Annotated in this window: 14 protein-coding genes and 2 tRNA genes; 13 read left to right on the top strand and 3 right to left on the bottom strand. The window is 66.2% G+C overall.

The features are described 5' to 3' along the window. The first annotated feature begins 52 nt into the window (after positions 1–52). From gltX to thiL, 5 genes are all read left to right on the top strand, one after another. Positions 53–1,567 (top strand): glutamate--tRNA ligase, encoded by a 1,515-nt coding sequence (gene gltX, locus M1D40_RS12140; RefSeq protein ID WP_461168987.1) that lies wholly within the window; start codon positions 53–55, stop codon positions 1,565–1,567. Positions 1,568–1,589: 22 nt separating this feature from the next. Continuing rightward, positions 1,590–2,327, top strand: a complete 738-nt coding sequence (locus tag M1D40_RS12135) for an HAD family hydrolase (RefSeq protein ID WP_461168986.1) — start codon at positions 1,590–1,592, stop codon at positions 2,325–2,327. A 120-nt stretch (positions 2,328–2,447) separates the two neighbouring features. Next, a tRNA-Gln gene (locus tag M1D40_RS12130) sits at positions 2,448–2,519 on the top strand. A 125-nt stretch (positions 2,520–2,644) separates the two neighbouring features. Continuing rightward, positions 2,645–2,720: transfer RNA gene (locus M1D40_RS12125), tRNA-Glu, on the top strand. Between the two features lie 167 nt (positions 2,721–2,887). Continuing rightward, positions 2,888–3,889, top strand: coding sequence for a thiamine-phosphate kinase (gene thiL / locus M1D40_RS12120; protein ID WP_461168985.1), 1,002 nt, complete (start codon positions 2,888–2,890; stop codon positions 3,887–3,889). Between the two features lie 92 nt (positions 3,890–3,981). On the opposite strand, the gene M1D40_RS12115 is transcribed toward thiL, so the two are convergent. Further along, positions 3,982–4,404: a potassium channel family protein gene (locus tag M1D40_RS12115; RefSeq protein WP_461168984.1), complete on the bottom strand. Its 423-nt coding sequence runs from the start codon at positions 4,402–4,404 to the stop codon at positions 3,982–3,984. A 51-nt stretch (positions 4,405–4,455) separates the two neighbouring features. Continuing rightward, positions 4,456–5,187: an IclR family transcriptional regulator gene (locus M1D40_RS12110; RefSeq protein ID WP_461168983.1), complete on the bottom strand. Its 732-nt coding sequence runs from the start codon at positions 5,185–5,187 to the stop codon at positions 4,456–4,458. A 142-nt stretch (positions 5,188–5,329) separates the two neighbouring features. On the opposite strand from M1D40_RS12110, the gene leuC reads away from it, so the two are divergent. The 6 genes from leuC (at position 5,330) to M1D40_RS12080 (ending at position 12,070) form a co-directional block, all read left to right on the top strand. After that, positions 5,330–6,817 carry a 3-isopropylmalate dehydratase large subunit gene (leuC, locus tag M1D40_RS12105; protein WP_461168982.1) on the top strand — a complete coding sequence of 496 codons (1,488 nt, stop codon included), beginning with the start codon at positions 5,330–5,332 and terminating at the stop codon, positions 6,815–6,817. A 9-nt stretch (positions 6,818–6,826) separates the two neighbouring features. Then, entirely contained in the window at positions 6,827–7,426 is a 600-nt protein-coding gene (gene leuD, locus M1D40_RS12100) for a 3-isopropylmalate dehydratase small subunit (protein WP_341394763.1), read from the top strand. Between the two features lie 280 nt (positions 7,427–7,706). After that, positions 7,707–9,044: a UDP-N-acetylglucosamine 1-carboxyvinyltransferase gene (gene murA, locus M1D40_RS12095; RefSeq protein ID WP_341394764.1), complete on the top strand. Its 1,338-nt coding sequence runs from the start codon at positions 7,707–7,709 to the stop codon at positions 9,042–9,044. An 8-nt stretch (positions 9,045–9,052) separates the two neighbouring features. Beyond that, positions 9,053–9,856, top strand: a complete 804-nt coding sequence (locus M1D40_RS12090) for a lysophospholipid acyltransferase family protein (RefSeq protein ID WP_461168981.1) — start codon at positions 9,053–9,055, stop codon at positions 9,854–9,856. Beyond that, positions 9,843–10,886 carry an NAD(P)H-dependent glycerol-3-phosphate dehydrogenase gene (locus M1D40_RS12085; RefSeq protein ID WP_341394766.1) on the top strand — a complete coding sequence of 348 codons (1,044 nt, stop codon included), beginning with the start codon at positions 9,843–9,845 and terminating at the stop codon, positions 10,884–10,886. The genes M1D40_RS12090 and M1D40_RS12085 overlap by 14 nt, the downstream gene beginning before the upstream one ends. A gap of 11 nt (positions 10,887–10,897) precedes the next feature. Further along, positions 10,898–12,070: a D-alanine--D-alanine ligase family protein gene (locus M1D40_RS12080; RefSeq protein ID WP_341395080.1), complete on the top strand. Its 1,173-nt coding sequence runs from the start codon at positions 10,898–10,900 to the stop codon at positions 12,068–12,070. Positions 12,071–12,108: 38 nt separating this feature from the next. Here M1D40_RS12080 and M1D40_RS12075 read toward each other — a convergent pair whose 3' ends face one another. Then, positions 12,109–12,585 (bottom strand): DUF3515 domain-containing protein, encoded by a 477-nt coding sequence (locus tag M1D40_RS12075; protein WP_341394767.1) that lies wholly within the window; start codon positions 12,583–12,585, stop codon positions 12,109–12,111. Between the two features lie 93 nt (positions 12,586–12,678). Here M1D40_RS12075 and M1D40_RS12070 point away from each other — a divergent pair, with 93 nt between their 5' ends. Together M1D40_RS12070 and M1D40_RS12065 are read left to right on the top strand one after the other, a co-directional pair. Beyond that, positions 12,679–13,683, top strand: coding sequence for an LCP family protein (locus tag M1D40_RS12070; RefSeq protein ID WP_461168980.1), 1,005 nt, complete (start codon positions 12,679–12,681; stop codon positions 13,681–13,683). A 238-nt stretch (positions 13,684–13,921) separates the two neighbouring features. Further along, on the top strand, positions 13,922–14,425 hold the full coding sequence (locus M1D40_RS12065) for a hypothetical protein (RefSeq protein WP_461168979.1): 504 nt from the start codon (positions 13,922–13,924) through the stop codon (positions 14,423–14,425). Positions 14,426–14,455: the final 30 nt, after the last annotated feature.

Here is a 14,455-nt window from a genome sequence, read left to right as displayed (position 1 = left end):
AGGGCCGCCAAACGTCGGGCCCCGCGGATCAAGAGACTAAACTGAAAGCATCATGACTAACCTGCCTTCACTTGCCGAACTGCCCACCGTCGATGACAGCACACCCGTGCGCGTGCGTTTCTGTCCTTCCCCCACAGGTACCCCGCACGTGGGCCTGATCCGGACCGCCCTGTTCAACTGGGCCTATGCCAAGCACACCGGCGGCACCATGGTGTTCCGCATCGAAGACACCGACACCGCCCGCGACAGCGAAGAAAGCTTCCTGCAGCTCCTCGACGCGCTCGACTGGCTGGGCATCACCTGGGATGAGGGCGTCAACGTGGGCGGCCCGCATGAGCCGTACCGCCAGTCCCAGCGCGGCGACATTTACCAGGACGTCATCACCAAGCTCAAGGACGCCGGCCACCTGTACGAGTCCTACTCGACACCCGAAGAGATCGAGGCCCGGCACCGCGCCGCCGGCCGCGACATCAAGCTCGGCTACGACAACTACGACCGGAACCTGACACCCGAGCAGATCGAAGCCTTCAAAGCCGAAGGCCGGCAGCCGGTGCTGCGCGTGCGCATGCCCGACGAAGACATCACGTTCAACGACCTGGTCCGCGGCGAGATCACCTTCAAGGCCGGGACGGTTCCTGACTTCGTCGTCGTCCGCGCCAACGGCGCCCCGCTCTACACGCTCGTTAACCCCGTGGACGACGCCCTCATGGGCATCACCCACGTGCTGCGCGGCGAGGACCTGCTGTCCTCCACCCCCCGCCAGATTGCGCTGTACCGCGCACTGATCGACGTCGGAGTGGCTCAGTACATGCCGCTCTTCGGACATCTGCCCTACGTGATGGGCGGCGGCAACAAGAAACTCTCCAAGCGTGATCCGGAGTCGAGCCTCTTCCTGCACCGCGAACGCGGCTTCATCCCCGAGGGCCTGCTGAACTACCTCTCGCTGCTGGGCTGGTCCATGTCCGCAGACGAGGACATCTTCACCGTTGAGCAGCTCGTGGAGAAGTTCGACATCCACGATGTGCTGGCCAACCCGGCACGCTTTGACCTGAAGAAGGCCGAGGCCATCAACGGCACCCACGTCCGGATGCTGGATGCCGAAGACTTCCGCAACCGCCTCGTGCCGTACCTGCAGCAGGCCGGACTGGTGGGGGAGACCCTGACCGCACGCGAGGAGGAAATCCTCACCGAGGCCGCCCCGCTGGTCCAGGAACGCATCACCCTGCTTGGCGAGGCGCCGGAGATGCTGGGCTTCCTGTTCAAGGCCGACGACGCCATTGACGTGGCCGACGACGCGCGGAAGGGGCTGCCCGCCAACCTCACCGAGGTGCTCGACGCCGCCCTGGCCGCACTGGAACCGATCGAGGACTGGACCGCGGAGAACATCCAGGCAGCACTTCGCACGGCACTGGTTGAGGAGATGGGGATCAAGCCGCGGCTGGCCTTCGGCCCGGTCCGCACTGCCGTTTCCGGCCGCCGGATTTCTCCGCCGCTGTTCGAGTCCATGGTCATCCTGGGCAAGGACTCCTCGCTGGCCCGCCTCCGCGCGTTCCGCAACGCGGGCTAACGCAGGCTAAGGAACAGCAACAATGCAGCGTACGCAGGTCCACGGAGTACTTTTCGACATCGACGAGACCCTCGTGGACCTGCGTGCCGCCATGGGCACCACACTTCAAGCCCTGGGCGGGCACGATCTCGCACATTTCACGGCCGATGACTGGACCGCATTCACTGCCCTCTTTACCGCTGACCCGCAGGGGTACTACGACCGGTATCTGGCCGGAGAGCTCTCCTTCGCGGACCAGCGGGTCCGCCGCGTGCAGCACGCCCGCGAAAGCACCGGCCGTCCGCTGCTCGACGACGACACGGCCAGGGCCTGGAACACCACCTATGAGGCAACGCTGCCGCTGCACTTCCGGGCGTTCGACGACGTGGTGCCGCTGCTGGACGAACTGGATGCCAGCGGCATCGCCTACGGCGCCGTCAGCAACAACGTCCATGACTACCAGCGGGCCAAGCTCGACGCCGCGGGGCTGGAACGGATCCGGATCCTGGTGGGCATCGACACCGTGGGAGCGGCAAAGCCCGATCCCGCTATCTTCCGTGAAGGTGTGCGGCTGCTGGGAACTGACGCGGACAGGACCCTCTACATTGGAGACAATCTCAGGGTGGACGCCGAGGGCGCAACCGCGGCAGGCCTGCGCGGCGTCTGGCTGGACCGCCCCGGAAACCCGCAGCCGGCACAACAGGATGCCGGGGGCCTGCCGGGAAAGGAAATCTCCGTGGTGAAGTCGCTGGCTGAAGTTCCGCGGCTCCTGGCCGAATGAGGGCTGCAGCGGGGCGCCCGGAACCGTTTTGTACTTCCTCCGGAACCGGTGTATAGTTATATCTCGTGCTGAGGGGTTGCAGCGGGGAAAAACTTCTCCTAAACGGCCCGAAAAGCGCAGTGGGATATGGTGTAATTGGCAACACATCGGTTTCTGGTACCGACATTCTAGGTTCGAGTCCTGGTATCCCAGCGGTTCTCAAATGATAAGAAATTATCAATTTGAAGATCAGCAGTAAGTGTGAAAAACTTATTGAGCTTAATTTCAGATTGAGCAAAAGGAAGCAAGACGCCTTTAGGGGCAGAATGCTTGTACCTGGCCCCATCGTATAGCGGCCTAGTACGCTGCCCTCTCACGGCGGTAACGCGGGTTCGAATCCCGCTGGGGTCACCAATATAGACCGGTTCCGGACACTGTCCGGGACCGGTTTTTTGTGCTCGTTTGTCGTTCTCCGGCACAGGGCCGGGCGGTTCCCGACCCGTGGCTCATCTTCGGTTCGTGATAAATTCGCGCTCGGAGCCGGAAAACGTTCCAAGACTTTGATCCAAAGGACACCACCAGTGCCCACGCACGCGCCCACAGTGGCGGACCTCGACGAAAAAGCCCTTCTCGCCCGTATCTTTCCCCGCCTGGGACAGCCCAACGCACTGCTCGGACCCGGCGATGATGCGGCGGTCATCGCTTCCCCCGACGGACGCACCGCCATCTCGATTGACACCCTGGTCCAGGACGCGGACTTTCGGCTGGTTTGGCCCTCCGGCTACCGCACCAGCGGATACGACGTGGGCTGGAAATGCGCCGCCCAGAACCTCTCGGACATCAACGCCATGGGAGGCATTGCCACCTCGCTGGTGGTAAGCCTGACCCTGCCCGGCAGCACTGCGGTGTCATGGGTGGAAGACCTCGCCGACGGACTCGCCGCTGCCATCCGGACACTCACCGCCGGCACAGGGCCGTGCTCTGTGGTCGGCGGGGATCTGGGCCGGGGACGGGAAATCGTGGTGACGGCAGCCGTCACCGGGAACCTGCAGGGCCGGGCCCCCGTGCTGCGCTCCGGCGCCCGCCCCGGGGACCAGCTCGCCCATGCCGGAGCGCTGGGGCTGGCCGCCGGCGGGCTCGCGGCGCTGGAGAGCAGCCTGGCGTATGCGCAGATGGATGAGGCGCTGCTTGCCCTCGCTGCGGCTCAGTGCCGTCCGCGGCCGCCGCTGCTGCAGGGCCCCGGGGCAGCAGCGGCCGAAGCCACCGCCATGCTGGACATTTCCGACGGACTGGTGCGCGACGCCGGGCGGATTGCGCGGGCTTCAGGCGTGGCGATCGATCTGGACCCCGCCCTTCTCGCTCCCCGGGCCGCCCGCCTGCAGCGCGAAGCGCAGCTGCTGGGCTCGGAAGCCCTGGACTGGGTGCTCGGCGGCGGCGAGGACCACGGACTGCTTGCCTCGTTCCCGGCCGGCGCTGTACTGCCGGAGGGTTTCCTGCCGGTGGGGACAGTGCACGACGGCGAGGGCGTCACCTACGGGGGAGAGGCACCGCGGACCTCGGGCTGGGACCACTTCGCGGGCTAGCGGCACGAGGCTGGCGGCACCGGGCCGGTACTACGGGGCTGGCGGCACCGTGCTGGTACTACGGGGACAGTATCGCCGGACCGGCCGGCCTGCTACCGCAGGATGTGCCGCCGCCGGATCCGCTCGGCCAGCGCGAGAAGGTCTTCCCGCGACAGCTCCGGCAGCTGCTCCAGTTCGCTGATGAGCTCATCCAGGCTGGTGTTCGCCCGGGCCCGCAGGATTTCGCTGTAGTACCCGACAATCACGCCGGTTCCCAGCGCCACCACCAGGATGCCGTACAGCGACACAACAACCGTAATGAGCCGGCCCGGCATGGTCACCGGAACAAAATCGCCGAAGCCGATGGTGGTAAAGGAGACAAACAGGAACCAGAGGGCATCGCCCAAGTTGTTGATGCCGGGTTCAAACCGCGCCAGCATCAGGGAACCGCCGGCAAGGACCAGCAAAAAACCGGTGAAAACCCCGTCGGCGCCGGTGGCACGGATGATGTTCCACAGCAAGCGCACCCGTTTCATGGCGACCCCTCGGCTCAGCCCCGTTCCCTGGATGGGAGTCCCAGAATAGGCCTAGTCTGCGGTCTTCCGCAGGGCCTCGGTGAGCGAGGCGGCTGCCCGGGTCACTACTTCGGCGTGAATGCGTCCGGGCTGGCGGGTCAGCCGCTCGATCGGCCCTGAGATGGAGACGGCGGCAATGACCCGGCCGGAGGGACCGCGCACCGGTGCCGAAACCGACGCCACTCCCGGTTCCCGTTCACCCAGGCTCTGCGCCCAGCCGCGGCGCCGCACGCCGGCCAGGACGGTGGGGGTGAACCGTGCATTGTGCAGCCCTTCGAACAGCCGGTCGTGGTCTTCCCAAGCCAGCAGGCACTGAGCAGCGGATCCGGCCTTCATGGACAGCTGCGTGCCGACGGGAATGGTGTCCCGCAACCCGATGGGACGCTCGGCGGAAGCCACGCAGACCCGCCATTCCCCCTGCCGGCGGAAAACCTGCGAGCTTTCTCCGGTCGCGTCGCGCAGGGACAGCAGCACCGGTCCGGCTGCCGCGATCAGGCGGTCCTCGCCGGCGGCCGATGCCAGTTCCACGAGCCGGCCGCCCAGGACAAACCGGCCCTGGATGTCCCGGCCCACCAGGCGGTGGTGAGCCAGCGCGACGGCGAGGCGGTGCACCGTGGGACGGGCCAGCCCGGTGGCCGCCACCAGCTGTGCCAGCGTGGTAGGTCCGGCTTCCAGTGCATCAAGCACCAGTGCCGCCTTATCAATGACTCCCACGCCGCTGGCGGCGTTTCCCAGTGTGTCCATGTGTTGATACTGCCGTCTCATTATTTGAGATGCAAATTGAAATAGTGGCGTGTCCGCGGCCGGGGCTGGTTGTCTTAACCCATCGACTTTGCGCGGCCGCGTTTTTCGGCCTGCGGGAGACACTTCACAAGGAGCATCGGGCATGGGTGAGCACGCAGCAGGCAGGACGCTTGCGGAGAAAGTGTGGGACGAGCACATAGTGGTCAAGGGCGAGGACGGAGCGCCCGACCTTCTGTACATCGACCTGCACCTTGTCCATGAGGTGACGTCCCCGCAGGCTTTCGAGGGGCTTCGCCTGGCCGGCCGGAAGCTGCGCCGCCCGGACCTGACCATCGCCACCGAGGACCACAACACTCCCACGCTGGAAATCGACAAGCCCATCGCCGATCCGGTGAGCCGGACCCAGATCGAAACCCTCCGCGCCAACTGTGCGGAATTCGGGGTGCGGCTGCATCCGCTCGGCGACGCCGAGCAGGGCATCGTGCACGTGGTCGGCCCGCAGCTGGGCCTGACCCAGCCGGGCCTGACCGTGGTCTGCGGGGACTCGCACACCTCCACCCACGGAGCCTTCGGCGCGCTGGCCATGGGCATCGGCACCTCTGAGGTGGAGCACGTCATGGCCACCCAGACGCTGTCGCTGAAGCCCTTCCGGACCATGGCCATCACCGTGGAAGGAACCCTGCGCCCCGGCGTCACGTCCAAGGACATTATCCTGGCCGTGATTGCCAAGATCGGCACCGGCGGCGGGCAGGGCTATGTCCTGGAGTACCGCGGATCCGCCATCCGCTCCCTGTCCATGGAAGCCCGGATGACCATCTGCAACATGTCCATCGAGGCCGGCGCCCGTGCCGGCATGGTGGCGCCGGACGAAACCACGTTCGCCTACCTCAAGGACAAGCCGCACGCGCCGCAGGGCGCGGACTGGGATGCCGCCGTCGAGCACTGGAAGTCACTGGTCACGGACGACGACGCCGTGTTCGACGCCGAGGTGTTCCTGGACGCCGACGAGCTGGAGCCTTTTGTCACCTGGGGAACCAACCCCGGCCAGGGTGTCTCGCTCTCGGGCTCCGTTCCGTTCCCCGAAGATTTCGCCGACGAGAATGCGAAGGCCGCCGCAGAGCGGGCGCTGACGTACATGGATCTCGCCGCGGGAACTCCCATGAAGGACATCCGCGTGGACACAGTCTTCCTGGGTTCCTGCACCAACAGCCGGATCGAGGACCTGCGCATTGCCGCGGACATCATCCGCGGCCGGCAGAAGGACCCGAACATCCGGATGATGGTTGTCCCCGGCTCGGCACGGGTCCGGCTCGAAGCCGAAGCCGAAGGCCTGGACCGGGTGTTCAAGGACTTCGGTGCGGAATGGCGCTTTGCCGGGTGCTCCATGTGCCTGGGCATGAACCCGGACCAGCTGGCACCGGGGGAGCGCTGCGCGTCCACGTCCAACCGGAACTTCGAAGGGCGCCAGGGCAAGGGCGGGCGCACGCACCTGGTCTCACCCGTGGTCGCCGCTGCCACGGCGGTCCGCGGCACCCTGAGTTCACCCTCGGACCTCGAGCCCCGCTCCGGTACGTCCGCGGCATCCGCCGACCACGCCGAACACGCCGCATCCGCCCAGTCTGCCGTTTAGGAGCCCGCCATGGAAAAGATCACCACGCACACCGGCATCGGCGTTCCGCTGCGCCAGAGCGACGTCGACACCGACCAGATCATCCCCGCCGTCTACCTCAAGCGGATCACGCGCACCGGATTCGAGGACGCCCTCTTCGCCGGCTGGCGCAAGGATGAGAACTTCATCCTGAACCGCGAGCCGTACGCCGCCGGCTCGGTACTGGTGGCCGGCCCCGACTTCGGCACCGGGTCCTCCCGCGAACACGCGGTCTGGGCGCTGAAGGACTACGGGTTCCGGGCCGTCCTGTCCTCCCGCTTCGCCGACATCTTCCGGGGCAACTCCGGCAAGCAGGGACTTGTCGCAGCGCAGGTGGCCCAGGATGACATTGAACTCATCTGGAAGGTGCTCGAAAACTCTCCGGGCACCGAGGTCACCGTGGACCTGGAATCACGCACCGTCATTTGCGGCGCCGTCACGGCTCCCTTCACCATTGACGAATACACCCGGTGGCGGCTGCTCGAAGGATTGGATGATATTTCCCTCACGCTGCGGCGTGAGTCGGATATCACAAAGTTTGAAGCACAGCGCCCCGCCTTCAAACCAACAACCCTTCCAGCGCGGGCCTAAACCGCATTTTTCTCCGGCGCGCCGGACTCCGGTGAGTTTCGTGTCGCACAGCGGCACTCAGTATTATTGATGGGCCCCCACACGGGGGCCCATCGGCATTTCTCCGCGTCCTCGGGCCGGTGAGCACCACCACGGCACCGGCACCGCTCCGGCGCCGGAAGCGGCGCGGAAACTCCGGCGGCGGGGTGCCGATATTTCAGTATGCGGACGCTAGCTCCTATGCTTGAGTGCAGTCTCTCTTTGCTGTTGGGGCATTATAGAAAAAAGAAATTAGGTGTTCATGGGTAGCGTTCTAACCATCCGTGGTGGAGTTCCTCTGACAGGAAAAGTCCCCGTCCGCGGAGCGAAGAACCTCGTTCCCAAAGCCATGGTTGCGGCACTGCTGGGCAATAGCCCGTCACTGCTCCGCAACGTCCCGGAAATCAAGGACGTTGAGGTTGTCACCTCGCTGTTGAAGCTCCACGGCGTTGAAGTCACCAAGGACCCGGTGACCGGCGACCTGACCATGGATCCCCAGAACGCCAAGACCGCGGCGTCCAAGGATATTGATGCGCACGCGGGCGATTCCCGGATCCCCATCCTGCTGTGCGGCCCGCTGATGCACAGCCTCGGCGAGGCCTTCATTCCTGACCTCGGCGGCTGCAAGATCGGTGACCGGCCCATCGACTTCCACCTGCAGATGCTGCGGAATTTCGGTGCCGTCGTGGAAAAGCGCCCGGGCGGCATCTCCATCTCCGCCCCCAAGGGCCTTACCGGCGCCAAGCTGGAACTGCCCTACCCGAGCGTCGGCGCCACCGAGCAGGTGCTGCTGACTGCGGTCAAGGCCGTGGGCATTACCGAGCTGCGCGGCGCTGCCGTGGAGCCGGAGATCCTGGACCTCATTGCCGTGCTGCAGAAAATGGGCGCGATCATCACGGTCCAGACGGACCGCGTCATCCGCATTGAGGGCGTCTCCGAGCTGTCCGGATACAACCACCGTGCGCTGCCCGACCGCAACGAGGCCGCATCCTGGGCCTCCGCAGCGCTGGTTACCAAGGGCGACATTTACGTTGAGGGTGCCTCCCAGCAGGACCTCACCGCCTTCCTGAACACTTACCGCAAGATCGGCGGCGCGTTCGACGTCGACGACGGCGGCATCCGTTTCTACCACCCGGGCGGCGCCCTGAACCCGCTGGTGCTGGAAACCGATGTGCACCCCGGGTTCATGACCGACTGGCAGCAGCCCCTGGTGGTTGCCCTGACCCAGGCCCAGGGCGTGTCCATCGTCCACGAAACCGTGTACGAGAACCGCTTTGGGTTCACCGATGCGCTCATCCGCATGGGAGCCAACATCCAGGTTCACCGCGAATGCCTCGGCAGTGTGCCGTGCCGGTTTGGCCAGCGGAACTTCCTCCATTCGGCCGTCATCTCCGGCCCCGTACAGCTGAAGGGTGCCGAAATCGACATCCCGGACCTGCGGGGCGGCTTCAGCCACCTCATTGCGGCCCTGGCGGCCGAAGGAACATCACGGGTGACGGGCATCGAACTCATCAACCGCGGGTACGAGCACTTCCTCGAGAAGCTCGAAGGCCTCGGCGCCGACTTTGACGTCACTGCCGTCGCTGCCGGAACGAAGTAGAGGCCGGCATGCCTGAGTCGGTCAAGTCACGGGTGGCGTTCGCCCTGCTGGCGAACACCATGCGGCCGGTAATGAACATCCTGCTGCGCAAGCAGTGGGAGGGAATGGAAAACCTTCCCCGGGACACCGGGTTCATTGCCTGCCCCAACCACGTGACTGAGATCGACCCGGTGGTGGTGGGGCACTTCTTCTACAACCAGAAGATCATGCCCCGCTACCTCGCGAAGGCGTCCCTCTTTAAGGTGCCCGTGCTGGGCCCGGCCCTCCGCGCCACCAATCAGGTGCCGGTGGAACGCATCACGGCCGGCGCTTCGGCGTCGCTGAAAGGCGCCCGGACGGTTATCGACGCCGGCGGCGCCCTGATTGTTTACCCGGAGGGAACGCTGACCCGCGACCCCGAGCTCTGGCCGATGCGCGGACGGACGGGCGCTGCCCGGCTTGCCCTGCAAACCGGAGCCCCCGTGGTTCCGATAGCCCACTGGGGCGCCGAAGCGGTACTGCCGCGCTACAGCAAGCGCCTTTCCCTTTTCCCGCGCAAGACGGTGCGGCTGCGGGTCGGGACTCCCGTGGACCTTTCGGACCTCCGCGGAAAGCCCATGACCAAATCAGTGCTGGACACCGCCACGGAACGCATCATGGACAGCCTGACGGTGCTTGTCGCGGAACTGCGGAATGAAAACCCCCCGGCAGTGCGCTGGGATCCGGCGCAGAAGGGCCAGTCGGCCATCGGCCGGAACTTTGACCCGGGCGCTGACACGCAACACAGCCACAACAAGAAAAAGAACGGGACCGACACTAATGAGCTTGCTTAACACGCCCCCGCAGGTAGTTGCTGTCCTGGGGGCAGGCAGCTGGGGAACCGTCTTCGCAAAGATCGTGGCCGACGCCGGCGCTTCCCGCCAGACGGACGTCCGCGTCTGGGCCCGGCGGCCCGAGGTCGCAGCGGAAATCAACGAGAGCCACCGCAACAGCCAGTACTTGAAGGACACTGTCCTTCCGGCCAACCTCACGGCCTCGGCGGACCCCGCCCAGGTTCTGGCCGGCGCCGAACTGGTGGTGCTGGCCGTCCCGGCACAGACCCTGCGCGCCCAGCTGCGCAGCGTCCGGGAGCTCATCCCGGAAGGCGCCGTCGTTGTCTCCCTGATGAAGGGCCTGGAAGTCGGCACCGACTCGCGCATGAGCCAGGTCATCGAGGAGGAACTGCACTGGCCCGAGGACCGGGTTGCCGTTGTCTCGGGCCCTAACCTGGCCATGGAGATTGCCGGCCGCCAGCCGACGGCGTCGGTGGTGGCCTGCTCGAACCTGGAGACCGCCGGCTGGATTGCCCGCGCCTGCACCGCACCCTATTTCCGGCCGTATACCAACACCGACGTGGTGGGCACGGAAATCGGCGGGATCGTCAAGAACGTCATTGCCCTGGCCGTGGGCATCTGCGAAGGCAAGGGCATGGGGGACAACACCAAGGCCTCGGTCATGACCCGCGGCCTGGCCGAGACCACGCGCCTGGCGCTGGCACTGGGCGGAAGCGCCGAAACCATGTCCGGCCTCGCCGGTATGGGCGACCTCATCGCCACCTGCTCCTCGCCGCTGTCGCGCAACCACACCGCAGGCCGGCTGCTGGCCCAGGGCTTGACGCTGGAGGAGGTCAACGCTTCCATGAAGCAGACAGCCGAAGGCATCAAGTCAGCCCAGGCCGTGCTGGACCGCGCCACTCAGCTAGGCGTCTACATGCCCATCACCGAAAATGTTGTTGCCGTTCTGCAGGGCGTTATTTCTGTGGACGAACTGGGACCGCGACTGCTGTCCCGCGAACTGAAATCCGAAGGTGTGCACACCCCGTGACCAATGAACCGCTGACTCCCGACTCGGTAACCGCCTCCGGCGACGCCGCTGAAACCGCCGGCACCGGTGCAGGCTCCAGCCGGCCGCGCGTGGCAGTGCTGTTCGGCGGACGCTCCAGCGAACACGCCGTGAGCTGCGTGACCGCAGCCGGCGTCCTGGACTCCATTGACCGCAGCAAGTACGACGTCGTTCCGGTGGGGATCACCCGCGACGGGCAGTGGACCCTGGTCTCCGCCGATCCGGCAAACTGGTCGCTGCGCTCCGAGTCCCTGCCGGAGGTCACTGCCGGTCTCGAAAGCGTCGTCCTGTCCGCCGACGGCTCCGGCTCCGATCTTGTGGCGCACGCCGAGGGCACACTGCCGCGCAGCCTGGGCCGCATCGACGTCGTGTTCCCCGTCCTGCACGGACCGTTCGGCGAGGACGGCACCCTGCAGGGAATGCTGGAAATGGCCGATATCCGTTACGTCGGTGCCGGTGTCCTGGCCTCCGCCGTGGGGATGGACAAGCACTACATGAAGGTCGTGTTTGCAGCGGCCGGCCTGACGGTGGGCCCCTACGAAGTCATCACCGACCGCCAGTGGCAGAAGGACGCCGGAGCGTGCCTGGAGCGCGCCGCGAAACTGCAGTTCCCGCTCTTCGTCAAGCCCGCACGGGCCGGCTCCTCCATGGGCATCACCCGGGTTGCCGAACCCTCCGCCCTCACCGCCGCCATTGAAGCAGCCCGCCTGCACGATCCCAAGGTGGTTGTGGAAGCCGGCATCATCGGCCGGGAAATCGAAGTGGCGGTGCTGCAGGGCCGCGGCACCGAGGATCCGCGCACCAGCCATCCGGGGGAAATCGCCGTGCAGAACGGTGACCACGAGTGGTACGACTTTGACGCCAAGTACGTTGACGGCGCGGCCGCCGAACTGAGCTGCCCCGCCGACCTTCCCGCCGCAGTCTCCGAACGGGTCCGCGTGCTGGCCGCCGCAGCCTTTGAAGCCGTCGGCGCCGAGGGCCTGTCCCGGGTGGACTTCTTCTACACCCCCGGCGGGGACCTGATCATCAACGAGATCAACACCATGCCCGGCTTCACGCCCGTGAGCATGTATCCGCAGATGTGGGCCAAATCCGGCCTGCCGTACACGGAGCTCATCGATGAACTGATTTCGCTGGCGCTGGAGCGCAAAACCGGCCTGCGCTAACGGCAGGCGGTCCGCTCGGCGCACCGAGCTGCCCGGCGCTACTGCGCGGGCAGCTCCAGGTCGTTGCTGCTGACGCATTCGCGGGTCGGCTGGATCCGGGACACCGAGTTCTCCAGCTGCACCAGGAGCGTGGAGGAGGAGACTTCCTCCGGGTTGAAGATCACTTCAATGGCCGGCTCCCGCCCGTATGTTGTAGCCGTCCAGGTGGTCTCATCCTCCTGCAGGATCCAGTCGATGCCGTTGACCGTGGCGCACTGCTCCGTGGTGGGGCCGGGCACCGGCACGCCGCAGCGCAGGATAATCTTCGACGGATCCCCCCACGCGGAGGAAGACTGGCTGTCCGTCTCACGCTGCTGCTCGCCGGCAAGCTCGGAAGGCAGGGCCACCATGACGGTGGCGCAGTCCGGATTGGCGGCGTCGGGGGCCGGTTCGACGTCGGCCACGGGAGTGCAGGCGGTCAGGCCGGCTGCAAGGGTAAGAACCGCTGCCGGAAGGGCAGCGCGGGATAGCAACATGCCTCCAAGGTTATCGGTCCAACCCGGCAGGGCCGGAATCGAAGCCGGGGCCCGGACCGCTAGGCTTCTGTCCAGCGAGAACAGGAGAAGATCTTGACGCAGTACTTCGAGGATTACGAACAGCCGGCCAGGCGCCGGCGGCGTCCGGTCCGTGCCTTCCTGACCGCGGTGCTGGTGCTCGTCCTTTTGGCGGCGCTGGTGGCCGGAGGCTATCTGTGGTCGCTGGCGCGGAGCTTCAACAACGGCACCACCACCATCGAGAACGCGCTGCCCGCGGACAGCCCCGCCAAGGATCCGGCGGCCGGCAACTCGCAGAACATCCTGCTGATCGGCACCGACAGCCGGGATCCCGGATCAGAGGCCTCCCGTTCCGACACCATGATGCTGGTGCACCTGCCCGGTGACCGAAGCACCGCCTACGTCATGTCCATCATGCGCGATACCTGGACCGAAATTCCCGGCTACGGGGAGGGCAAGATCAACTCGGCCATGGCCCGGGGCGGCGTACCGCTGGCCGTGGGTGCCGTGCAGACCCTGCTGGACGCTCCGATTGACCACGTGGCGATTGTGGACTTTGAAGGGTTCAGCGGATTGACCGACGCGCTCGGCGGCGTGGAGGTGAACAACCCGGCTGCGTTTTCCTCCAGCATCGCCGATGACCACTTCCCGGCCGGTGCCGTTTCCCTGGACGGGGACTCCGCGCTGAACTTTGTCCGCGAGCGGTACGCCTTCGCCGACGGCGACTACCAGCGGGTGCGCAACCAGCAGATCTTCCTGAGCGGACTGGTCTCCCAGGTGCTCTCCAGGGAAACGCTGCTGAATCCGGTCAAGGTCAGCAGGGCCGTCTCCGAGATCTCTCCCTACCTCAGCGTGGATGAGGAGCTGGATGCCGCTGCCGCTGGCAAGCTGGCCTTCTCCCTGCGCGGCCTGCGGGGGAACGACCTGACGATGTTTACGCTCCCGACACTGGGCGCGGGAACGTCAAGCGACGGACAGTCTATTGTGATCAAGGACGAAACGGCCATCGCAGAAATTGCGGAGGCCGTCGACAACGATGACATGGCCGGATATGCGGCTGCACATAACGGGGGAATATAACGTGGATTCAGGGCACTGGCGACGACGGGCGGTAACCGCCGCGGCGGTGGCCGTCCTCCTCTCATCCGCGGCCGTGGGACCGGCACTTGCGGTGGAGACGCCCCCGCCGGGGACCGAAAGCCCTGCCCCTCCCGTTCCCGTTCCGTCGGATCCGGCCCCGGTTCCCGATCCGCCCGTGGCGCCGCCCGTAGAACCACCGCCGGCCCCCGCGCCGCAGCCCGCCCCCGTGCCTGCTCCTGTGCCCCAGCCCGCACCCGCACCGCCCGCCCCCGTGATCGATCCGGCCACCGGCTACGCCATTGACCGCAGCACCGGTTTCCTGATCCATCCGGGCACCGGCTGGCTGATCGAGAGCGGAAGCGGCTACCTCATCGATGCCGCCAGCATGCTGTACACGGATTTCCGCTGGGACCCGGCCACGGGGCTGGTAACCGAGATTGCCGCGGACGAGGAAACGAGCAGCCCCTCGCCGTCGCCGTCGCCGTCGCCGTCTGAGTCTCCCTCGCCGTCGGCTTCCGCCACAGCAACACCCACCCCGTCACCCTCGGCAACCGCCGGCCCGACGGCGTCGGCAACACCCTCCGCCAGCGCTCTGGCCGCGGCACCCAGCGCCGACACGGGCGGCACCTCCGGAACCGGATGGCTGGTCCGCAGCCTGGTCATTCTGGGACTGATCGGAGCCGGTGCCCTCTATTACGTTAAGCTCCGCGGATCATCAGCCAAAGGCGCTTTGAACAGATAACAGGGCAGAGCGGTAGACTGTCACGGTCTT

The organism is Arthrobacter sp. Z1-15 (assembly GCF_054792395.1).
Note: the sequence above shows the minus strand (reverse complement) of the source record. Positions and strands in the feature narration are given on the sequence as shown.